Genomic DNA, 22390 nt, shown 5'->3' with positions numbered 1-22390 from the left:
AGACAAACTTAGAATTGAATCTTTTTGATATTAATAGCATAGGTTCGATAGCTTCAATCGTAGTTGGAGTACCTACAATAATATACTGGATTGTAAAGGGTATAAACAATTGGTATTTATACAAGCGATCCAAAAATGTTAAAGATGGTATTTACCAGGCTTATTGGATAGACCCTCAAAATAAGTTAGTTAATTGTGAAGTATTAATTCTTAAGAAGACATATAGGGGATTTAAAGCTAAACCAATATATATCCATAAGGATAATCATGATTATACCCTCAGAGCCATACCTTTTACTGCAAATAAATTTATATATAGTGGAAGTTGGAAAGCAAGAAAGAGAACAGCTTATAAAGGATCTGCTTTATTTCATCTTGATTATGAAACAAATACATTTACAGGTAAATGGTTGGGCCCAAGAAGGTCAGGCCAAATAAATGGAGGAGAGTGGATAATTAAATTTAAAAGTGAAAAGAATAGTTTCTTTAAGTCCAAAATTCACAACTACTTGGGTTTGCTTCAAGAAAAATGGAATGCCAATGAATCAATAATTTCAGATATTATAGTAAAACACGAAAAGTATGACAAAAGTAAATGTCAAGTTTCAGATATTGTTTTAGGATTAAATAAAGATTCATTTATTCCAACACTTGGAAAAGTTTCAATACCATTTATTGAATATGTAGCAAAGCAGGTAAAAACCTCAGATTTAGTTTTAGATTTAGGCACTGGAACAGGTTTTTATCCAATTTATTTGGCTTACTATAAAAAATGTAAAGTTTTTGGTGCAGATATTACGGCGACTTCTATTAATCTTGCTAAAAATAACGCTAGAACAAATTCTGTTTCTGAATATACAGATTTTATTCTATGTGATAAAAAGGACTTATTCTCCAATATTGATAAAAATGAACAGTATGACTTAATAATTGCAAATCTCCCTTTTTCTGCATTGAGAAACACTTATAAAACCAAAAAATCAAGTTATATGAATTCGTTCTGTGGATCCAAAGAAATATTACAAAATTTAATTTTGGGTTCTCAATTTCATATTAAACCACATGGAAAGTTGATATTTTGTTATGGAGATAGCGGGTACAAAGATTTTTTAGTGGATTTAATAGAGATTTCTTCATGGAAATATCTAAAAGAAATTCAAAAAATTGAAACCAAAGATGAAGTCTTTTACATTTATGAATTGGAACTAAATGATTTTGTTCAAAATGCTTATAGGAATTTCTAACTGTTAAACAATTCCGTTGTACTAATATTGTCTTTATGATTTTACCTTACAATTAATTTTATGCTTTACTGACTTAGTATGATATGGTCATGGTGATTTCGCCATGCCTATATATTTTTATTTTCCTAATAAGTTTGTCATTTTTTTACTTGAACATTTCACCTGATTGATATAAAAATAATCTTGACTAAGTTTAGATATAGGAAAAGTTAAATAGCGGGTAAAAAACCGGAGTTAAGTTAGAATTAATAAATGCTTAGCAACCAGCATTTAGTAATATTTTAAGTGCGCACGAGAAGATTCGAACTTCCACGACCTAAACGGTCACTGGCCCCTCAAGCCAGCGCGTCTACCAATTCCGCCACGTGCGCAGTGAAGTTTAATGGGATGCAAACATACTGATAATTTTTCTTAGGGGAATAAGATTGTTGTAAAAAATAATGGGCAATTGATTTTTAGATTAAGAGTTAGCTCGATTATGGCATTATATCATAAGTTAAAATAAAGCGTCAGGATTTTCAGAATAAGACGATATAAAGCAATTACTTTTAGTAATCTTTGCTTGCAGTATTTTATCTTGTTAAATAACTAATTGATAATATCTCGCCTCTTGATTCAATTTTTAAATCTTTTCTTTTTAATTCTGTCTGAACTTTAGTTGGGTTATAAATATAGACCACTCCCTCATTTGTACTTGCAGCTTGAAGGTACATTGAAATTTGTTCAGTATAGGAATCAATCGTTCTTCTTCCAAATCTTTTAAGTTCAACTATTAATTTTTCTCCTTTATATTCAATACAAATATCGGCTATCAATCCTCTTGAAGAACCGCTCTCTAACCTTTTTTCAGCTTGTATTGTCATTTCACTATTTGTCATTTCGGACAAATAAGCTATAAGCATTCCTATTACTTCTGCCTCTTTGATAAAAAAAACAGTATTATCATCAATTTTGGACTTACTAATTTCATATTCTTTATCAAAATACTCAATTAAAGTAATTATCTTTTCTTTGAGCGACAATCCCTTCTTTTTAATCATTCCCTTTATCTTCTTAATTTTTATTGCTTCTTTTCTTAATCTTTCAATTTCAATTTCTTCTCCCAGTTTTGTAATCATTTGATTAAATAAAACATAGGCATAACTGAGCACGTTCAGGATTGCAAAATAAGCTTCCTCTTCATTGAAGAATAGTTTAAAATTATGAGCAGATTCGTTTCGCCAATTGTCTCTGTAGTTTTTGAATTGTGGCAATACCCTATCGCTTAGAATATTATTTTCAATAAAATAACTTTCGATTTGATAGGCTTTAATGTCTTGTGCTTGTTCTTCTGATTTGCCAGCGAGAACCATATATCCTTGCCGTGAACAGCCTTCAAATGCTTGGTTAGTTCTATATACTACATCGGTAAAATACTGTTCATCGTATTCTTTCTTACCTCTTTCAAAAAATAAATTTGCTCTTTCAATATGAGTTATTACAGAATTAAGATTCAAATTTGACCTTAATGTGTTTATTCTTTCAACTTGTTCTTTTACTGGATTAAGAGCATCCATTTATTTTCTTTTTTATTAAAACAATATGAAGTTAATTTCAATTTCAAGGTTAATATTACTAAACTGGGGAATTAAAAATTAAAATTCTAAAAGGATTATTGAAAAGTAACAAAAAAATGAAAATGGTAACAACTTTAAAAGTAGTTATTCTCAATAAGTTTTAAGAGTCCTTAAACTTCCCAAGAATCTCCTCATTCTGTTTAATGATGGTATCTAACTTTTGTTCAATAGCCTTGGCGTTACTAATGGATTCTCCTTTTTGCCTTTTGGTTTTTGGGTAATCGGGATCGGGTTCTTTAGCCTTATCATTTAGCATCTCTCCTTTACCGAGTAGCACCCATTCGGCACTAAGATCGGTATACAGACTTAAGGTTTTTTCTAATTTGTCACTACCAATTTTACCGTTATTTCGGAGTTGCGAACCAAAGGCCCCATTAGAGTAGCCCACGGATGACTCATAGTGTTGTACGGTAATCCCTTTAAAATCGAGGTATTGTTTAATGCGTTGAACTGAGCTCATGAAAAATAATTAGAAAAAATCTTAAAAAACTTTTGATATTAGAAAATATCTTAATAACTTTGTAAGGCCGATAGCAAGGTACACAAAACCTACCTAAAAACTACATATTATCTATGATAAGTAAAGAATTTAGGCAGAAGTTTAAGCGCGATTTAGGCAATAATTTCCAGTACTCCACGAAGGTTCAGCAGAAACTCAAAGCGGCCAAAATCTACACCAACAGGGGCACAGTCGCCCATATCAAAACCATTAATAACGTGTTTCAAGGCTACCAAGACAATCTCGCCATAGAATTGATAATTATGGAGCTTTACGAGGAGGAGATGAGCAAAAAACGAAAGCTCGAAACCTTAAGACGTAAGCATTCCAAGACTTCAGAGGATCCACAACAACCGGCAAAAGACGAATAGCCTTTGCTATGGGGCTTTATATAGCAATCATGAGCATGGATTCTATCATCAATGATATCGCCAAGACCAATCGTAAAATCGGATTTGCATTGGGGTTTTTAACGGCTATTGTCCTAAGTGGTGTTATAGGTATTGTGCTATTGTTAGTATAAAACTCTAGTGCAAGGATTGAGATCTAATTAATCGTTCTGACTTTTTAGTCTGGTGAATAGGTTAAAAAACAATACAAGGCATAATAGCACAAGGCATATTTCATAGGGAAAATAATAGACGATTAGAGCTACCAAAAATAGCTAAACATAACATAAGACTATAAAAAAACACTTCTCAAAGGAAGTGTTTTTTGGGGTAAGAATTAAATATCTGACTTGCAGACTAACAAAATTAAGCGCTAATACCTTTAAAAAAAATAACATATGTTAAGAAAATACTGATAACAAGTTAATCGCAGTAGAATAAACTTTTAGAAATAGGATAAAAAAAGCCCACTTATAGAAGTGGAGCATTGAAACATAAGGGTATAGAACGTTGCAAACTCGATAAGCTATAATTCGTCTAAATCCTCATCATCATAAAATGTAGGCTCGTCAAAATCAATAGTATTAGATTTTTTCTTGCTCAAAGCAAGAGCAAAGAAAATTACGAAAATTAAACCGAAGAAAATAATATATTCCAAAAGCATGATGAACCAATTTAAGGAAACTAAAACAGGAGTAAAACTATTTTTCTATAAGTGTAAACAGCAGTAAAAAGGCAGTTGTAAAAAACAGGACCAAGGTCAACATAAGACTGTATAAGATCTGTTTGAATCCTTTTGAGTAGGATATCCAGGATTTAGGTGCTTCGCCTTTTACCAGTGACATAAAACCAAAGACGATAAATCGAACCGACATCCCGATAAAACAAAATAAAAAGACAACAATCGTTCTATAGAGATTGGGATGTTCGTGGTGGTGGGAGTCGTTAAGCATACACCAAATATAAACAAACTAAAAACGGTAGGTTTTGTTCAAGCCTTATAATTCTATTCGTGACTGAAATAAGTCTTGGAATTAAACACTAGGGCTAATTTTGACCAGGATGTCCGTAAAGCCTTTAATGACAAAATCTTCTAACACACCAGTGATTGTAAAATGCGTGGGGGTACCAAAGGTGGATTTAATGGCGATATTATTTTAAAAGTAGAGGTAGATCGTGAAGACTTTAGGAATAACTATGGTTATAATCATAAGAACCGGTATAATAATTATGTGCCGTTGAGTGAGTTAAAGTATTCTCCTTATTCGGGGAAGTTGGTTTTGCAGGAATTTGAATATTGTCTATTCTTGATTAAAATTTTACAATCAAAGAAGGAAAGGACTAAGTACCATCTCTTCATTATTTTTGATTACAATTATGCTCCATTATTTTTGAATGGCAGCGGTTGAGGAGTAACAATAAAAGAGCTATTTTCCTTATACATCTCAACGATTAAATTAGATATTTCCTGAATAAAAGCTTGATAGGTGTCTTCTGTTAATGCCCCTGTTTTACTCAATTTACTAATGCCAGGTCCAACTATTCCAAATGTTTTTAAACTATATGTAACTTCGGCTCTACCGAAAATAACACTTGCCGTTATTTGTTGTGGAGTATTCAGCTTCGCTTTTTTATCTGATTTAGTTATTTTCATCATTAATCTAGCGCCAACACCATATTTTTTGATTTTTCCGTTACAAACTTGCGAGCCTTCTTGAGAAAACTCAACTACGACGATTTTTTGCCTTTTTCTATAGTTGTATTAAAAAAACCTAATAAACCCAATTTTTTTTCATCACCTCTTACAAATGAGTATGCATCGATCAATACACCATCTGTTAAATCTTTTATGCTTTTAGGCCTACTAGTCCAACAGTCATCAATGCCAGCCATTGCATTTAAAGTTATAGCAATGTCATTGGCACTATGGGGTTGAATTTTATACCCTGATGAAGTTGGAATTCCCCAATTTGCTGTATGTTGCAAGGAATCTAATACCTTCGAATAGGTTATCATATTATCGATTTCTTTATCTGACATCCCCAGATCTAATTCATTTGCCATAGTCGCCATATAGACACTTTGAAAATTATAATCATGTGAAGCTGGAGTTCTTTCTGCCGTTTTTACCACAGTGTCTTGCTTCACATCATCTTTGCAGGAAATGATAATAACCAATAGAATCAGAACATAAATCTTTTTGTATAATTTCCTAATACTAAGTTTTGTGGATTAAATACAAACAAAGTATTAATTAGTCAAAGGGATTCTTAAGGTACAAAATATAACTGGTTTAACACTTCAATCTTTTTTAAACTATGGGTTTTCTTGGTATGAGTTTTTCTAAATACCATTGTCTGTTGTATTCAGATCATTTAGAGCAGCTTCTAAAACCACTATCTTATCGTTTATTTTTTTGAACGTTATTGTTTCAGGAATAGCATCTTTGTTTGATTCTATGATGTACGTATCATAACTTGTGTATTCACTTTTTCTACTCACTGAATTTGAGGCCTCAGCACCAACTCCGCTTTGAGTTACAGATATGTTTACTTCTAGATTACTATTTAACTGCCCAACCCCATTAAAGCCAGAGTTTCCTTTGTTTGAAGTAAAAATAGCTTCATAGTTGGTGTTTAGATAAACCTTTTTGTCATCAATTCTATCGTGTTCTGGTACAGCTGATAAAATAGCATTCAACGTCTTAATCCTATTATTTAAAATTATCTTTTTCTGTGCATCACTTTGAGCATTATCTATATTGTGGACATAACTTCCAACATATGCTGCGTAGAGAGGACTATGCATTAAAACACGCATAACTACAACCGATTTATTCTGTTCAATTGTGCTTTCGCCCTCAGCGGCAATAGAGCCATTACCAATGCCCAAAAATCCGCCTTTTGCTGCAACCTTAGCAGAAGCCGAGAAAAAGCCTGAACAATCGAGAGTAAAATAGAAACTCTCATACCCTTCAGATTGATTGTCAATATGGTCTATTGCATTAAAGTTAACTTGGCTAGGCGCGTTACTGGAAATTATTGGTTTCGATTCTTTATTCTCAGCTATTTCATAGGTGAAATAATGGGCAAGTACATTTGCTCCTCTATCATCTAGTTTGATTGCATTCTTGAATTCACTAGTATTGTTAACTACGATATCAGGTACAAATCCTTTTTTGTTTTTTCCATCTCTTTTTGATTTTTTCAGTCTCCTTTTAATCTTGTCGCTTAATCCGCATTCCAAGTTATCGGGATTAAATAAAACCAACATATCGTTGTATACATTGACCTTGGCCCCATAATTTTCGATGTTCTCCATAGGCTTATTATTCTCATTAGGGGTAAACAGAAAATTAACTTTTTTAAGAAACATTTCATTTTCTTCAGAAGGTTCAGTTTTAGATTCAGGTGCAACATAACTTCGGTCACAACTTGAAATAAAACAAGCTAGTGTAAATAGAATCAGAAGATTTTGTAATCTGGTTTTCATGATTAATAGGTTTTAAGTCATTGATGTTTTAAATTAATACCAACAATTGAATAAACGTATTACGTATATCCACATTATACGATTACTAGAATCTATGAATTGTATAAATTCAAGGATTGTTTTCCATTGTTAAGAAAGGGTAATAAAAGATTGAGAATTAGGAGGATTACCTAAAAGTAATAAAAAATCACAATTATTACAATACTTCAATTTCTTATAGCTCCTTTAAAAAAGGCACTCAGATCAATAGGTGGCTTTTTTCATTTTTTGATTTTCTATTTAGTAACTAGAAGAATAATAATTGACAAATTTTAAAAATATCTACAACTAGATTTGGATAAAGATCTAGCGTAATATTTTCCCAAACCATATCTTGATTTAATATCTTTCACCTTGTAACCTTTACCATAGGTGATTCTTTGTCCATTTGGTGTCACGAGTACTTTGCCATCTTGATCAATACATATTTTATAAACTCTTCGGTTTTTCTTGTAATAGTACCTTCTAGATTTATTTGAAAGAGCTTCTTCGAATTCATCTATTTCTTCAAGATAATTTGAAAAGTCATCATCTATTTTTATTATTTGAAAGTCATCTGATAATTCGTCTTCAGAATTTATTTTATATTCTTCGTATTCATAATTTGACTTGTTTTTATTATTTGTTTTTGACGAACTGCAACTAAATACAAGAATTGACAAGACTAGAATTAAAATATTTTTCATTATAAATTGATTTTTTATTGAAGGTTAAAAATTCAAAAATCAAGTTACAGTTTCAATACCCAATGATGGGTATATTTACCAATTGCTTTTAATATGTATAATTACTTGCCTATAGCTATTGTTAAATATGATTATTAATGTATGATTCAGATCTTGAATAGTTTAAGTCTTGTTAAACTATGGTTGTTTGGAATCATTAAGGTTAATTTTTATCCTTGCTGAACCCACAATAAAATCAGTTACATCGACTATTGAAAAGGTTACTTCCTTTGGCCAAGCCCTTCCTAAACTATTAATGAAACCATATTTTGTATGACCAGGTTCAATGGTTGAAGATTGTATAAATGAATCATGGTAACTACTCCTATTATCGTTCAACTCCTTTCTTTTAATGGGGTTGCCTCTAAACCACATTTGAAACTGTACTAATGAAGTAGCAACAGGACGGTAGCCAAAGCTCGGGTCATCTAACCTATACCATGTTTCGTTTTCATCTAAAACTGCTCCAATTGTTACAGGTGAGCTACTCTTATTTGTAATCCTACAGAGAAGGTAGGTGTATCCTGTAGGGGATCCATCAGCAAGATTTCCTGGATCACTAAATAATCCTACAGGAGTTATAATAACATCGCCAGTAAAATTAACCCTTTGTAAAGAGCCTTCTATAACATATTGGGATACATTGTCAATTAGCTCTTGATATTTGGGTTCTCCGGAAGTAATCAATCGATTATAAAAGTCTGCGATTTTTCCTGTAGCGTCAGTTAAACTGCCTATTGCTATAATTATTACTGAAAACAGGATTATAGATGCTAAGATCTTATTGTTTTTTAGACGCTTTAGCATTTTATCAACCCTAGTATCTTCATTACCCATGATCTTTTTTGTTTATGATTGTTAACTAATTATTTTATCATACCATCACAAGAATAAAAGTATCCCATTTGATATAGGTGAAATTTGTGATTTATTACTAAATCATAAAACAAGGGAGAAAAACGAGTAAAATCTAGTAGGAATACCTAAAAGTAACAAAAAAATTGGTAATGGTAACAAACTTAAAATGGCTATTTATTACGTTTTTTTAAATTAAAAAAAAAATGATAATCAATTAGTTAAATATAAAAAGTAACAGAAAACAAAATAACAGCGTTTTTTAGGATTTAAATTGCTCAAAACTTTTTAAAATATCATTTAAGTACTGTATGCTCCCAGATTTATGGCATAAAAAAACCCTGACAGTATCGTCAGGGTTTGCTCACTACGTGACCGGGCTGGGGCTCGAACCCAGGACCCTCTCCTTAAAAGGGAGATGCTCTACCAACTGAGCTACCCGGTCATTAGGTGATGCGCTTAAACGCGGGTGCAAATATAAAATGTTTAATTAATAAAACAATACTTTTTTTGCTTAAATTTTTGTTTTTTTGTGCTTCGTACAATCGCACATTTTTAATCCAAAATCTAAGCTCATGATCGTCGCTCTAATGGGATATATGGGATCCGGTAAATCAACCCTTGGGAAGGCCCTAGCTAGCCTGTTGAATTACAAATTCTTAGACCTGGATGCCTATATTTCAGAACAAGAAAACGCCACAATTCCGGAGCTATTCGACAACAAAGGAGAGATCTACTTTAGAAAGAAGGAAACACAGTATTTAAAAGAAGTATTAGATTCTAATGAGGATATCGTTTTAGCACTAGGAGGAGGTACGCCTTGCTACGGTAATAATCTCAAGCTCCTATTAGATAACGATGACGTTACATCGTTTTATCTAAAGTTGTCCATTCCGCTTTTAACCGAACGTTTATTTAAAGAACGCGACAGTAGACCCTTAATCAGTCATTTGCAGACCGAAGATGAGCTTATGGAATTTATCGGCAAGCATTTGTTTGAACGCAGTCCCTATTACAACCAAGCCCAGCATATCATCAACACGGATAATAATAAAATGCCACAAGATATTTTAGAAGAGCTATTAATGGCCCTAATCTAAATAGGCTTCATAGGGTTGTTTCGACAGATTCACATGCACGTGTTCAAAAAGAGAGGTGGATAAGGAAATCCCTTTAAAATCCGCTTTAACTGGATATTTTTTATGGTTGCGGTTCACTAGTACCGCTGTTTTAAATTGTTTGAGTGGTACATCCAAAAAGTGTTTAATCCCATAGATGAGTGTGCTACCAGAATTTAAAACATCATCGATCAATACAATCGACTTATTGGCGTAGTCAGCTTTATCAATGGACGTGCTAATAGGCTTTGTAGGTTCGGTTTTATCGATCTTTACACGGCACAGCATCGATTCAATATCCGATATTTTATCAAGTTGCTGCTTGATTTTTTTGGCTAGGATATAACCATTATCATCAATACCAGCAATAACGATATGGGTTTCATTGACATTGCTCTCATAAATCTGATAAGCGATGCGTCTTATTTTATGCTCAATTTCCTTATGACTTAAAATGGTGTTTTTAGTGAGTGCCATGCTTAACGTACCGAATTAAAATTTACAATGCCTTATAGGCTTTCAAAGATAAAAAACAGTTCCTTACCTTGTCGTTCTTTTATGGAATTTATACAGGGTTCTAAAGTCTTAATCTTAAAGTAAGAACTAAAAAGGGATCGGTAGTGGTCGATATCACCACCAAAAGGAGGACCTGTTGCCGTCAATGGAAAATCGAAAAACAAGCCAACCAATTTGCCCTGAGGTTTCAAAAGTCGCGCCGTGTGTTGCGCATACCTTTCCCGTAAGTCGGGGTCTAAAGCGCAGAAGAAGGTCTGTTCTAATATAAGGTCGAATTGCCCTTCGAGCTCAAAGAAATCAGTATGTAACAATTGCTGATCTGGAAATGAAGGTACGCGCTTTTTGAAGTGCTTCAAGGGTTCCTGGGCAATATCAAGTACAACCGTATTTTTAAAACCGGCATTCCATAGATACTCGGCCTCATAACTATTGCCCGTACCGGGAATGAGAATGTCCATGGATGGGTCGTCGAGCTGATCGATATAGGTTTTTAATGGGGTAGAAGGGTAGCCGATATTCCAACCTATGGCATGGGATTGGTAACGTTCTTCCCAGTAACCCCTATCTAAATTATTCTTCTTCATAAAAGCTGTCAATATCGCGTCGATCTTTTTTGGTGGGTCGCCCCGTACCCTTTTTTCTATAATAGTCTTTACTGTATTTTAAGAGTTCTTGCGCCTCAAAAGCCGATTTTGGTGTGGTATCCGTTCTGTAAATATCCACCAGTTTGGCACCAACGCGATTGGGTGGTAGATCATTAACGGTGAGTTGATAAGAAATTTGATTCTTTCTGACTTCGATTTTGTCCGTCGGATACACCTCTCGCGAAGGCTTTGCAACAGCATCATTAAGTTTTATCTGTCCTTTTTTACAAGCTTGTGTGGCCATATTACGGGTTTTGTAATAGCGTACACACCAAAGATATTTGTCAATTCGCATATAGTTTTAACTAAAATCTACGTTAACCTTATGGTATAAAAATATTAATTTAATGTATCTTGCGCCATTATAATTAAGCAATAATGAACTTTGTTTGGGATTTGTGGTGAATCCTAGGCATCAAACCCAAAATATATGAAACTAAAATCCTTCATAGTAGCGTTTTTTTCGTTGACAATCGTAGTCACATTGATTTCCTGTGGAGATGATGATGGACCGTCAATTGTTGTTCAAGAAAGAGATCGAACAGAGCAGCAGGCAGCTGATAGCGATTCGCTTATAGACTACCTCAGTACACATTATTACAACTCGAGCTTTTTTGAAACCGGTACCAATCATGAATATTCTGATATTATCATTACCGAATTGGAAGCAGGAGAGGATGTACCTGCTGGGCATACTTTACTACTTGATGCTGTCGGCGATCCAAGAACGACCACGTTTTTTGATGTGGAATACGAGTATTATGTGTTAAATTTAAATCAGGGTGGAGGAGAGGCTCCTCGATTTACAGACCAGGTGTCTGTAAGGTATGAAGGTATTTCGGTGACGACTGGGGATGTATTTGATTCATTGGCTTCCTCTCGAATATTAAATTTGCAAGGCAACATTTTTACTACTATTGGTGCCATTAGAGGTTGGCAATTGGTCATTCCAACCTTTAATACGGCTACGGATTTTTCCATTGATAATGGTTTTGTGAATTATAATAATTATGGCCTTGGGGTGATGTTTTTGCCCTCTGGACTTGGCTTTTATTCCGGGACGAATACAGGGACCTCTTATGATAATCTGGTATTTAAATTTGAACTACTCCGTTTTGAGCAAGAAGACCATGACGGCGATGGTATTCCATCATATATAGAGGATATAGACAATAATTTAGAAGTCGAAGATGACGATAGCGATGAAGATCAACTTGCAAATTTTATCGATGCGGATGATGATAATGATGGGGTGAATACCAGAGATGAACTAGTCGCGACGACCTATATTGTAGATACAACTATGGGTGACGAAGAACCGGTTTTAGGAGCTAATGAATATGAAGTGAGTCGGACGGAAGTCGATGGTATTATCACAATTAATACGGTAAGAGCCGATGATACCAACAATAATGGTATTCTAGATTATTTGGACGAGTCGGTTTCGGAAAATTATAATGAAGAAGAAAGCGAAGGTTAGCATGTACTATAGCTATGATATATAAAAAAGCCGCTATCAGCGGCTTTTTTATTATTAATTTTTTTAGAGTGCAATAGATAGACTTAGTATCAGTTGATTAGGTAGGGTATCTGCTTTCTTGATTACACCTTCCTCTAATTAATGCAGTTTTATTAAACAAAAAAAGGATTCTCTTTCTATAGCGAATCCTTGATTAATTTATCTTTCAACTAACGTTTCTTATTGAATTTTTGTAGATAAACGTCATTGATGTGGATGGCATATGTACCTGCCGCCAAATATGAAATATCGATAGTCTGATTTTCTGATATTTGTTGATTAATTAGTGGTTGATTATTATTGGATGTATTAGTTGATTGATTTCCGTCAATGCCGATCAAACCGTTTAAGCTATATATTTTGAGATTGATAGTACCGTTAAACGATTGCTGAAAATCATCAGTTTCGAACTCTAAAGTATTTGCGCCCAAATTCAAATAAAATCTGCCACTTACAGAATTTGTCCATTTAATTGGAATCACAATTTTATTATTATCCTCTCCAGTTCCTTCTTCGACATTATTATCGGCATCTATTTTTACAATTATTTTGTAATTACCAAAAGTCAATGCAGGGAAATCTGCCCCAGATATTACTTCAGAAAATGTATAACTCGAATTTCCAAGGATAGATGGAATAGACGTTTCATAAGGAAGGTCAAAATCATCACTTGGTTCGTTACTTGATAAATCGGGCGAAATGGCATATTTAACTTTAGAAGCTGGGGCTCCCGCACTGGTCATATTCTGTATGATAGCACTTTGTATAGTCAGACTACTATTAGGAGTTATTTTATACTTCTCATCTATGTCTAAATCCGATAATATAAAAGGACAATCTAAACAATCACTCAGGATTAAAACATCATTCGTACTTACTGTTAAATCTGGATCAATCTGGCACGCATCTCCGATACCATTACCATCAGAATCTTCTTGGTTCGGATTTGCGGTTTGAGGACAATTATCACATATATCACCAACACCGTCAGTATCGGAATCTTCTTGGTTAGGATTTACATCTACATGACAGTTATCATTGTTATCCAAAACACCATCATTGTCATCATCATTATCACATGCATTCCCGAGACCATCATTATCTGAATCAATTTGATCTGGATTTGATGAGTTGATACAATTATCACATGAATTTCCTATGCCATCACTGTCATTGTCATTTTGGTCAGTATTTGGTACAGATGGACAATTGTCAAGATTATCAATTATTCCATCTTGATCACTATCTTGAGCAAGTTCGCAAATTTGAAATTGAAAAGTACCGCATGTACTGCTATCTTCATTCACAAGGGCATTATTAGAAGTTGGACCGATTATACCGTAACTTGTTAATGCAGCTCTAATTTTAACGCTTAAAGTTGTAATAATTCCATTTTGACTTAGGCTTGTAATAAATGGGTTCGAAAAATTACGAAAATAGTACATTGCCTCACCAGAATGAGCAGTATTGGTATATTCCAACTCTGATTTCGAAACATGAATTATATGTTCTACATAATCTCCTGTTAAGGTGTCAAAAAAACCAAAATCAATTTCGAAATGTGAAATATCTTGCCAATTAATAAATTCAGTTAAAGGATTCTCGTCTGGATTTAGTTTAAACCAAAATCTAATACTTACAAATTTATCACATGTAAAAGTAGAATTGCCTAATTGTGGATAAGTATGCCCATCTTCCCCAGTGAGATCAATACCAGAAGCGACATGAGTATTACTCCAATTTTCAAATGGATCATAACATTGTGTAAATGATAATTCGAAAAATAAGAATAATGTCAAGAATAATAAAGTAGTTTTTTTCATTGAATTAGATTTTAAGATTTTTATTATTCAATAATAAGAATTAGATTACAAAAAGCATCATATAATATTGTTAAATATATAATTGTTTATCAGTGATATATAGTTGTTTTGCTTTATAAAATTGTTATTATACTTAAAATTATTCTTACAAAAAAAGCCGCTAACAGCGGCTTTTTTTTATTATTGATTTTTTTCTAAAGTGCAATAGACAAACTCAGTATCAATTGATCAGGTCGGGTATCTATTCGACTGGCAACGCCTTCACCAAAATTATTATTGATAAATGTGGCTTCATTATTACTAAAGCCTCTTTCGTATCGCAGATCGATACCAATCTTATTAAGGCTTAACGCAATACCAAAATTGAGTCCGACAGAGAAATCATCTTCGACATTATCGATATCAATACCATCGAATTCGGTGTCGAGGATATATTGCAATGAAGGCCCTCCAAAAACACTAATGGGACCTAATACCCTTAAACCAACTAAAAGCGGAGCATCGATTTTCTTAACATTGAAATCATTATTGTCGTAATCACTTTTAGTAGCCGTATAGACTAATTCTGGTCTAAAGTATAATTGGTCACCGATTTTACCGAAAAGCCCTATATGATAACCAATATTCCGGTCTGGATTTCGGGCATTATCACCAATGGATTGAAAATAATCGCCGTTGGCACTGTAGTTTAATCCACCTTTAAAACCAAAGGCACTTCCTTTTTGGGCATTTACGGTTAGTCCAATTAAAGCAAAAGCTGCAGCGAGGAATGCTGCTTTTTTCAAATTTTTCATAATGTTCGTTTTTAAGATTAGATATCTAATATCAAAAACGCTGCCAAACCTATTTTAGTCTTTTAAGATTTGGCTTTGTAGACGGTTTAGGTCTATATGTTTTGGGCGTTTTCAGAGGTTCTAGAACTTCTGATTTTAAATTTGCCCAATCAAAACTTAGATGAGAAGTTGATAGTTTGGTTTATAAAAGTTTATAGGAAATACTTAAAATAATTTGTTCTGCTCTGGTGTCTATAGCGGCAAAAAATGATTGATTTAAATCGCTTTGAAAGCGCATTAAATTTTCGCCAAAAGTTCGTTCATATCTTAAATCTATTCCAAATTTCTGAATATTAACAGCAATTCCGGTGTTGATGCCAAGCATAAGGTCATTTTCAATATCCAGAATATTAAAGTCCCCTGGACTATCGATGCTTTTATCAAGAATGTAATGAAAAGAGGGACCAATAAAAAAACTTACCGGGCCTATCACTTTAATCCCTAACAATATGGGAACATCAAGACTTGAGATATTCAGTTGCTCTTGTTCATCAGCGCCTATGATGTCATATTCATTTTGTCTTTTTGTAAACACCACTTCAGGTCGTACATAAAATTTACCGCCAAAATTCAGCTTACCAAAGACCCCAATGTGATATCCAAATTCTAAATTAGTACCCTGCGATATACTGATATTGTTAAAACCATTGAAGACGTCACTAGTTAAGTCACCGGTACTTCCAAAATTAATACCACCTTTAATACCGATACCACTACCAGACTGTGCACCGATAAATAGGGTTGAAGCCGCAATGAGCAGCATACTTAGTGTTTTGTTCATGCTGAAATTTAAGTAGATGGGATTATATCGTTTTTCTTTTTAAAACCTTTTGAGCTGCTTTTACTATGGCATTGCTGTTTAGACCGTATTTGTTCATAAGCTGGGCAGGAGTCCCTGATTCACCAAAGGTATCGTTGGTGGCCACAAACTCTTGAGGTGTTGGTCGATGCTTGGCCAAAACCCGTGATACGCTTTCACCAAGACCGCCTAAAAAGTTATGTTCTTCTGCTGTGACGATACAGCCCGTTTTAGAGACAGAATCTAAAATGGCTTGATCATCCAGAGGTTTTATAGTATGTATATTAATCACTTCGGCACTTATTCCGTCTTCGTTTAAGGCTTTAGCTGCTTCCAAAGCTTCCCAAACCAAATGACCTGTCGCAACGATGGTGACATCATGTCCTTCCTGAAGGTGAACTGCTTTACCGATCTCGAAGGTTTGATCTTCAGGAGTAAAATTAGGGACTTTAGGACGTCCAAACCTTAAATATACAGGACCATGGTGCTCAGCAATAGCCAATGTTGCCGCTTTGGTTTGATTAAAATCACAAGTATTGATCACCGTCATTCCCGGTAACATCTTCATGAGTCCAATATCCTCTAGAATCTGGTGGGTGGCCCCATCTTCGCCAAGTGTTACACCTGCATGTGAAGCACAAATTTTTACGTTTTTATCTGAATAGGCCACACTTTGACGGATTTGATCGTACACGCGTCCCGTTGAGAAATTAGCAAAGGTCCCTGTAAAAGGAATCTTGCCACCAATCGTCATCCCAGCAGCGATACCAATCATATTGGCTTCGGCGATACCCACCTGAAAAAAGCGATCAGGATGGTTGGCCTTAAAGTCGTCCATCTTTAAGGAACCCGTTAAATCTGCACAGAGTGCAACGACATTTTCGTTAGTTTTTCCAAGTTCCGTTAAGCCCGCTCCAAAACCTGAGCGTGTATCTTTATTACCTGTATTCGTATATGTTTTCATGTTGTGTTTTGGTTGATGATTAGTAGTCTCCTAAAGTTTCAGCGTTTTGAGCCAAGCCAATTTCTAGTTGCTCATCATTAGGTGCTTTACCATGCCAAGCATGGGTATGCATCATAAAATCGACGCCATGACCCATCACGGTTTTTAGCAAAACACAAACCGGTTTACCTTTGCCTGTTAATGCTTTAGCTTCGCCCATACCTTTAATAACAGATGCAATGTCATTGCCTTCTTCAATTTCAACAACGGTCCAGCCAAAAGCTTCAAATTTAGCCTTTAAATTACCCATAGGTAATACACTATCGGTAGAACCGTCAATTTGCTGACCGTTTAAATCCACAGTGGCGATGAGGTTGTCTATCTTATTTCCAGCAGCATACATAATCGCCTCCCAATTTTGACCTTCCTGTAATTCGCCATCACCGTGTAAACTGTAAACCAAATGGTTATCCTTATTCAACGTTTTGGTTTGGGCGGCACCGATTGCTACCGACATGCCTTGTCCTAAAGACCCAGAGGCTATACGGACACCTGGTAAACCTTCGTGTGTAGTAGGATGACCTTGCAAACGCGAATCTATTAATCTAAATGTATTGAGTTCATCAATTGGAAAATAGCCTGAGCGCGCTAAAACGCTATAGTAGACCGGTGAAATATGACCATTAGATAGGAAGAAAATGTCTTCACCTATACCGTCCATATCAAAACCATCATTGGTATCCATGATGTCATTATATAATGAAACGAAGAATTCTGCACAGCCGAGCGAACCACCAGGATGTCCAGAATTGACCTTATGAACCATTCTTAAAATGTCTCTACGTACCTGAGTCGTTAAAGCTTCTAATTGTTGAATATTTGGCATAAAATATGGCTTAAATTTAATGCACAAAAATAATCTTTTATAGGCCTCTTGCAAAAGTGTGTACTATGCACTTATCAACGATTTTTGTGATTTGCTAACAATTTTGAATTTAATTAAGACACGAATGTTTAAGAGTTATTTATATTTGCCAGCAGACATCGTTTTATGGAATTTAAACGCTTAGCAAAAGATAAGGAAACCAAAGCTAGAGCTGGAGTTATTACAACGGATCACGGAGTTATCGAAACTCCGATTTTTATGCCTGTAGGAACCGTAGCAACGGTTAAAGGGGTACACCAACGTGAGTTAAAAAATGACATTAATCCAGACATCATTCTTGGTAATACCTACCATTTATATTTAAGGCCGCAAATACCAATTTTGGAACAAGCGGGAGGATTACACAAGTTTATGAATTGGGATCGCAATATTTTAACCGATTCCGGCGGCTATCAGGTGTATTCTTTGTCGGCCAATAGAAAGATTAAGGAGGAAGGGGTAAAGTTTAGATCGCATATCGATGGGAGCTATCATGTGTTTACCCCAGAAAATGTGATGGAAGTGCAACGTAGCATCGGAGCAGATATCATAATGGCTTTTGACGAATGTACACCCTATCCTTGCGATTATAATTATGCCAAGCGATCCATGCACATGACGCATCGTTGGTTAGAACGTTGTTTAACGCATTTACAAAAGACACCTTTCAAATACGGTTATGAGCAAACCTTCTTTCCAATTGTTCAAGGAAGTACCTATAAGGATTTAAGACAGCAATCTGCAGAATATATTGCCAATGTAGGCGCCCAAGGCAATGCCATTGGTGGTTTATCCGTTGGTGAACCCGCTGAGGAAATGTACGCCATGACGGATATTGTATGTGACATTTTACCCGAAGATAAGCCGCGTTACCTCATGGGAGTTGGTACGCCAATCAATATCTTAGAGAATATTGCGTTAGGTGTAGATATGTTCGACTGTGTGATGCCTACACGTAATGCTAGAAATGGGATGTTATTTACAGCTCATGGCACCATCAATATTAAAAACAAAAAATGGGCCGATGATTTTTCGCCCATAGATGAGATGGGAATAACCTTTGTGGATACGGATTATTCGAAAGCCTATTTGAAGCATTTATTTACGGTCAATGAGTTACTGGGCAAACAAATAGCCACCATCCATAATTTAGGGTTTTATTTGTGGTTAGTTCGCGAAGCAAGACAACGCATCATAAATGGGGATTTCAAGGTTTGGAAAGAAAAAATGGTAAAACAAATGGATAATCGATTGTAATAGATGAAGATTTTAGACTGGTACATATTAAAACGTTATCTGTTTACTTTTTTAATGATGTTACTGCTATTTATCCCTATCGGCATCATGGTAGATTTAGCAGAAAAAGTAGGAGCCATCATAGAGAATAAAGCGCCTTTCAATGAGACAGCTATTTATTATTTGAACTTCACGGTTTACTTTGCCAACATTTTATTTGCTTTATTCTTATTCTTATCCGTGATCTGGTTTACATCAAAATTGGCCAATAATACAGAAATTGTGGCTTTTTTAAGTTCAGGCGTATCCTTTTCAAGATTCTTAAGGCCTTACCTCATAGGTGCGACTATTGTTGCCGGATTCTCTTTGTTTTTAGGAATGTACTTGGCGCCTCTTGCCAGCCAAGGGTTCAATGAGTTTAAGTTTACATACCTTAAAAAGAATAAAAAAATTCAAAAGACCATAGATGTGTATCGACAAATAAATGATAATGACTACATCTATGTCAGTAGTTTTTCTCCGACTCAGAAATTCGGTAGAAACTTTACTTATGAGCATTTTGAAGGCAACGAATTAAAGTATAAAATATTTGCGGGTAATATCAGGTTCATTGAAGCGGATAGCAGTTACAGATTGACGGGTTATGTAAAACGCACTTTTGAAAACGGTGTTGAAACCGTTGAGACAGAGCGGAGAAAACAGATGGACTTTCCTTTTGAACTTGAAGATTTATCACCCGTTGAATATGCGGCCGAAACAAAATCCTATGGCGAACTTCTCGATTTTATAGAATCAGAAAAGCGCAGGGGTTCTTCAAATATTGGAATGTACGAGGTAGTTAAATTAAAAAAGTGGAGCTTGCCAGTATCTATCTATATTTTAACCATTATCGCTGTTGCGGTGTCCTCAGTGAAACGCAGAGGCGGTATGGGTGTAAATCTGGCATTTGGGATTATCATTGCCATGATTTATGTCTTTTTCGATAAGATCTTTGGTGTCATGGCAAGGCAAGCTAATTTCTCACCTGAGGTTGCCGTATGGCTCCCTAATGTATTATTTGGTATTTTAGCAGTATACCTTCTGCAGAATGCCAAACGCTAGACTAAAGGATTATCTTCATTTACACTTTCTAGTTTTTATTGCTGGCTTTACAGCAATTTTAGGAAAAAAGATCACCATTGGTGCCAGTGAAATTGTATGGTACCGTATGGCTATTGCAGCTGTCCTTATGCTCTTTTACATTAAAATAGTGCGACTTAAAATAAAAGTCCCGAAGAAAGCCATTTTACAATTTTCGATAGCTGGTGTGATTATCGCCTTGCACTGGATCACCTTTTTTGAATCCATTAAGCAATCGAACGTTTCCATAGCCTTGGCTATGTTTTCTTCGGGCGCATTTTTTGCCTCGTTTATAGAGCCCATTTTTTTTAAACGGCGCATTTTAATCTATGAGATTTTATTTGGTCTTATTGTTATTGCAGGGGTCTTTTTAATTACCAGTAGTGAACTTAAGTATTTAAACGGAATCATTTTGGGACTTTTATCAGCCCTATTTTCAACATTATTTGCCGTTATTAATGGTAAATTCATAGAACGCTATAATGCTACCGTTATTTCGTTTTACGAGTTTATCAGTGGTGTCATATTTCTAAGTCTGTTTATTTACGCTTCAGGGATTCAATTTAATGCCGAATTTTTTACCCTTTCAAAAATGGATTGGGTCTACATATTTATTTTGGCGTCTGTATGTACGGCCTATGCATTTATAGGAGCGGTAGAAGTGATGCGATATATCAGTCCGTTTACTGTGATTCTTAGCTATAATTTAGAACCGATTTATGGCATCATATTAGCCTTAATGATTTTTCCAGAATCAGAAAAAATGTCGTCACAATTTTATATTGGAGCGGGTTTGATCATATTAACCGTCGTTATGGATGCCCTATTAAAAAACAATAAAAGACGAAAGCACAAAAGTCCGAGTATTACCAACTAAGCTTATAGTTACTTCGCAAAGTTCTATTGCCCCGATAAGGACTAAGAGAACCCACTTTATAGTTATTTTTTTATAACAAGTAAATAAGAATACGTAGTTTTGTAAACTTAACTAACTAAAATATTGATTTCAAATTGTATGGAATATTTAGAGTTTGAATTACCCATAAAAGAACTGGAAGAACAGCTTGAAAAGTGCCAAATCATTGGTGAAGAAAGCGATGTGGATGTTACGGAAACCTGTAAGCAGATCGAAAAAAAACTAGCCGAAACAAAAAAGGAAATCTATAAAAATCTGACAGCTTGGCAACGTGTACAGTTATCGCGCCATCCTAATAGACCTTATACCTTAGATCATATCCAAGCCCTTTGTGGTGATTCTTTTTTAGAATTGCACGGGGATAGAAATGTGAAGGACGATAAGGCCATGATTGGCGGATTGGGAAAAATAGGAGACCAAACCTATATGTTCATCGGTCAGCAGAAAGGCTATAACACCAAGACCAGACAGTACCGTAATTTTGGAATGTCTAATCCCGAAGGTTATCGTAAAGCACTGCGATTAATGAAGTCCGCTGAGAAATTCGGAATTCCGGTAGTAACTTTAATCGACACTCCTGGGGCTTATCCAGGGTTAGAGGCCGAAGAACGAGGGCAAGGAGAAGCCATTGCTAGAAATATTTTAGAGATGACACGTCTAAAAGTGCCAATTATCACAGTCATTATTGGCGAAGGCGCGTCAGGAGGAGCTTTGGGAATAGGTGTAGGTGATAAGGTATTGATGTTGGAGAATACCTGGTATTCAGTAATCTCACCAGAATCCTGTTCTTCGATATTATGGAGAAGCTGGGAATATAAGGAGCAAGCTGCAGAAGCTTTAAAATTAACGGCCAAGGACATGAAGCGCATGAAATTGGTCGACCAAATCGTTAAAGAACCACTAGGTGGAGCACATACCGATAGAGAAAAAACATTTTTAGCCGTAAGAGATGCTATCGTAAAATCTTATGAAGAATTAAAAAACTTATCACCAACAGATTTGGTCAATCAGCGTATGGAGAAATACGATAATATGGGTGTCTATAAAGACTAAATCCACTAGAAATGAGCGAACTTAAAAAACTGAAGTTTTGACTTCGGTTTTTTTTGTGATTATTAACAATATATTTAAGTTATTAAC

The 22390-nt window shown here is 34.9% G+C and carries 23 protein-coding genes and 2 tRNA genes; 8 read left to right on the top strand and 17 right to left on the bottom strand.

What is annotated here, in order from left to right; genetic code table 11:
* Window positions 1-14: 14 nt before the first annotated feature.
* Entirely contained in the window at window positions 15-1244 is a 1230-nt protein-coding gene (locus ACO052_RS17460) for a methyltransferase domain-containing protein (protein WP_422105070.1), read from the top strand.
* A 286-nt stretch (window positions 1245-1530) separates the two neighbouring features.
* On the opposite strand, the gene ACO052_RS17455 is transcribed toward ACO052_RS17460, so the two are convergent.
* From ACO052_RS17455 to ACO052_RS17445, 3 genes are all read right to left on the bottom strand, one after another.
* A tRNA-Leu gene (locus ACO052_RS17455) sits at window positions 1531-1615 on the bottom strand.
* A gap of 201 nt (window positions 1616-1816) precedes the next feature.
* Window positions 1817-2800: a hypothetical protein gene (locus ACO052_RS17450; protein WP_422105069.1), complete on the bottom strand. Its 984-nt coding sequence runs from the start codon at window positions 2798-2800 to the stop codon at window positions 1817-1819.
* A 160-nt stretch (window positions 2801-2960) separates the two neighbouring features.
* Complete coding sequence (locus ACO052_RS17445) at window positions 2961-3320, bottom strand: hypothetical protein (protein ID WP_422105068.1); 360 nt, start codon at window positions 3318-3320, stop codon at window positions 2961-2963.
* 113 nt (window positions 3321-3433) lie between these two features.
* Here ACO052_RS17445 and ACO052_RS17440 point away from each other — a divergent pair, with 113 nt between their 5' ends.
* A complete protein-coding gene (locus tag ACO052_RS17440) occupies window positions 3434-3730 on the top strand; it encodes a hypothetical protein (RefSeq protein ID WP_422105067.1) in 297 nt (98 codons plus the stop codon).
* Between the two features lie 1393 nt (window positions 3731-5123).
* On the opposite strand, the gene ACO052_RS17435 is transcribed toward ACO052_RS17440, so the two are convergent.
* The 6 genes from ACO052_RS17435 to ACO052_RS17410 all read right to left on the bottom strand — a co-directional run bounded on the left by ACO052_RS17435 (window position 5124) and on the right by ACO052_RS17410 (window position 9304).
* On the bottom strand, window positions 5124-5405 hold the full coding sequence (locus ACO052_RS17435) for a hypothetical protein (RefSeq protein ID WP_422105066.1): 282 nt from the start codon (window positions 5403-5405) through the stop codon (window positions 5124-5126).
* A gap of 71 nt (window positions 5406-5476) precedes the next feature.
* Window positions 5477-5896, bottom strand: a complete 420-nt coding sequence (locus ACO052_RS17430) for a hypothetical protein (protein WP_422105065.1) — start codon at window positions 5894-5896, stop codon at window positions 5477-5479.
* 195 nt (window positions 5897-6091) lie between these two features.
* Window positions 6092-7240: a hypothetical protein gene (locus tag ACO052_RS17425; RefSeq protein WP_422105064.1), complete on the bottom strand. Its 1149-nt coding sequence runs from the start codon at window positions 7238-7240 to the stop codon at window positions 6092-6094.
* A gap of 311 nt (window positions 7241-7551) precedes the next feature.
* On the bottom strand, window positions 7552-7965 hold the full coding sequence (locus ACO052_RS17420; RefSeq protein WP_422105063.1) for a hypothetical protein: 414 nt from the start codon (window positions 7963-7965) through the stop codon (window positions 7552-7554).
* A gap of 177 nt (window positions 7966-8142) precedes the next feature.
* Complete coding sequence (locus ACO052_RS17415; RefSeq protein ID WP_422105062.1) at window positions 8143-8841, bottom strand: hypothetical protein; 699 nt, start codon at window positions 8839-8841, stop codon at window positions 8143-8145.
* Window positions 8842-9231: 390 nt separating this feature from the next.
* Window positions 9232-9304 (bottom strand) — tRNA-Lys (locus ACO052_RS17410).
* A gap of 130 nt (window positions 9305-9434) precedes the next feature.
* On the opposite strand from ACO052_RS17410, the gene ACO052_RS17405 reads away from it, so the two are divergent.
* Window positions 9435-9959: a shikimate kinase gene (locus ACO052_RS17405; RefSeq protein ID WP_422105061.1), complete on the top strand. Its 525-nt coding sequence runs from the start codon at window positions 9435-9437 to the stop codon at window positions 9957-9959.
* Here ACO052_RS17405 and ACO052_RS17400 read toward each other — a convergent pair.
* The 3 genes from ACO052_RS17400 to ACO052_RS17390 are packed head-to-tail and all read right to left on the bottom strand — an operon-like array spanning window position 9951 to window position 11432.
* The gene (locus ACO052_RS17400) at window positions 9951-10454 is read right to left on the bottom strand and encodes a phosphoribosyltransferase family protein (RefSeq protein ID WP_422105060.1); all 504 of its coding nucleotides are present in this window, start codon (window positions 10452-10454) and stop codon (window positions 9951-9953) included. The genes ACO052_RS17405 and ACO052_RS17400 overlap by 9 nt on opposite strands.
* Window positions 10455-10486: 32 nt before the next feature.
* Window positions 10487-11077: a methyltransferase domain-containing protein gene (locus tag ACO052_RS17395; RefSeq protein WP_422105059.1), complete on the bottom strand. Its 591-nt coding sequence runs from the start codon at window positions 11075-11077 to the stop codon at window positions 10487-10489.
* Window positions 11064-11432, bottom strand: a complete 369-nt coding sequence (locus ACO052_RS17390; protein WP_422105058.1) for an RNA-binding S4 domain-containing protein — start codon at window positions 11430-11432, stop codon at window positions 11064-11066. The genes ACO052_RS17395 and ACO052_RS17390 overlap by 14 nt, the downstream gene beginning before the upstream one ends.
* Window positions 11433-11567: 135 nt before the next feature.
* Between ACO052_RS17390 and ACO052_RS17385 the strand changes: the two genes are divergently transcribed.
* On the top strand, window positions 11568-12617 hold the full coding sequence (locus tag ACO052_RS17385; RefSeq protein ID WP_422105057.1) for a hypothetical protein: 1050 nt from the start codon (window positions 11568-11570) through the stop codon (window positions 12615-12617).
* Window positions 12618-12826: 209 nt separating this feature from the next.
* Here the strand turns inward: ACO052_RS17385 and ACO052_RS17380 are convergent, their stop codons facing one another.
* The 5 genes from ACO052_RS17380 to ACO052_RS17360 all read right to left on the bottom strand — a co-directional run bounded on the left by ACO052_RS17380 (window position 12827) and on the right by ACO052_RS17360 (window position 17940).
* Window positions 12827-14479 (bottom strand): thrombospondin type 3 repeat-containing protein, encoded by a 1653-nt coding sequence (locus ACO052_RS17380; protein WP_422105056.1) that lies wholly within the window; start codon window positions 14477-14479, stop codon window positions 12827-12829.
* Window positions 14480-14673: 194 nt separating this feature from the next.
* Complete coding sequence (locus tag ACO052_RS17375) at window positions 14674-15273, bottom strand: outer membrane beta-barrel protein (RefSeq protein ID WP_422105055.1); 600 nt, start codon at window positions 15271-15273, stop codon at window positions 14674-14676.
* Window positions 15274-15454: 181 nt separating this feature from the next.
* On the bottom strand, window positions 15455-16093 hold the full coding sequence (locus tag ACO052_RS17370) for an outer membrane beta-barrel protein (RefSeq protein WP_422105054.1): 639 nt from the start codon (window positions 16091-16093) through the stop codon (window positions 15455-15457).
* Window positions 16094-16115: 22 nt separating this feature from the next.
* Window positions 16116-17075, bottom strand: a complete 960-nt coding sequence (locus ACO052_RS17365; RefSeq protein WP_422105053.1) for a transketolase family protein — start codon at window positions 17073-17075, stop codon at window positions 16116-16118.
* Between the two features lie 19 nt (window positions 17076-17094).
* The gene (locus ACO052_RS17360; protein WP_422105052.1) at window positions 17095-17940 is read right to left on the bottom strand and encodes a transketolase; all 846 of its coding nucleotides are present in this window, start codon (window positions 17938-17940) and stop codon (window positions 17095-17097) included.
* A 165-nt stretch (window positions 17941-18105) separates the two neighbouring features.
* Here ACO052_RS17360 and tgt point away from each other — a divergent pair, with 165 nt between their 5' ends.
* From tgt to ACO052_RS17340, 4 genes are all read left to right on the top strand, one after another.
* On the top strand, window positions 18106-19236 hold the full coding sequence (gene tgt, locus ACO052_RS17355; protein ID WP_422105051.1) for a tRNA guanosine(34) transglycosylase Tgt: 1131 nt from the start codon (window positions 18106-18108) through the stop codon (window positions 19234-19236).
* A gap of 3 nt (window positions 19237-19239) precedes the next feature.
* On the top strand, window positions 19240-20316 hold the full coding sequence (locus ACO052_RS17350; protein WP_422105050.1) for an LptF/LptG family permease: 1077 nt from the start codon (window positions 19240-19242) through the stop codon (window positions 20314-20316).
* Window positions 20303-21211 carry a DMT family transporter gene (locus ACO052_RS17345; protein WP_422105049.1) on the top strand — a complete coding sequence of 303 codons (909 nt, stop codon included), beginning with the start codon at window positions 20303-20305 and terminating at the stop codon, window positions 21209-21211. The genes ACO052_RS17350 and ACO052_RS17345 overlap by 14 nt, the downstream gene beginning before the upstream one ends.
* A 138-nt stretch (window positions 21212-21349) precedes the next feature.
* Window positions 21350-22303, top strand: coding sequence for an acetyl-CoA carboxylase carboxyltransferase subunit alpha (locus ACO052_RS17340; RefSeq protein ID WP_422105048.1), 954 nt, complete (start codon window positions 21350-21352; stop codon window positions 22301-22303).
* Window positions 22304-22390: the final 87 nt, after the last annotated feature.

The sequence above is a fragment of the Winogradskyella sp. genome (assembly GCF_965228925.1).
In the GTDB taxonomy this organism is placed as follows: domain Bacteria; phylum Bacteroidota; class Bacteroidia; order Flavobacteriales; family Flavobacteriaceae; genus Winogradskyella.
The sequence above is the reverse complement of the archived record's forward strand: the minus strand, read 5'-3'. Positions and strand labels throughout refer to the sequence as shown.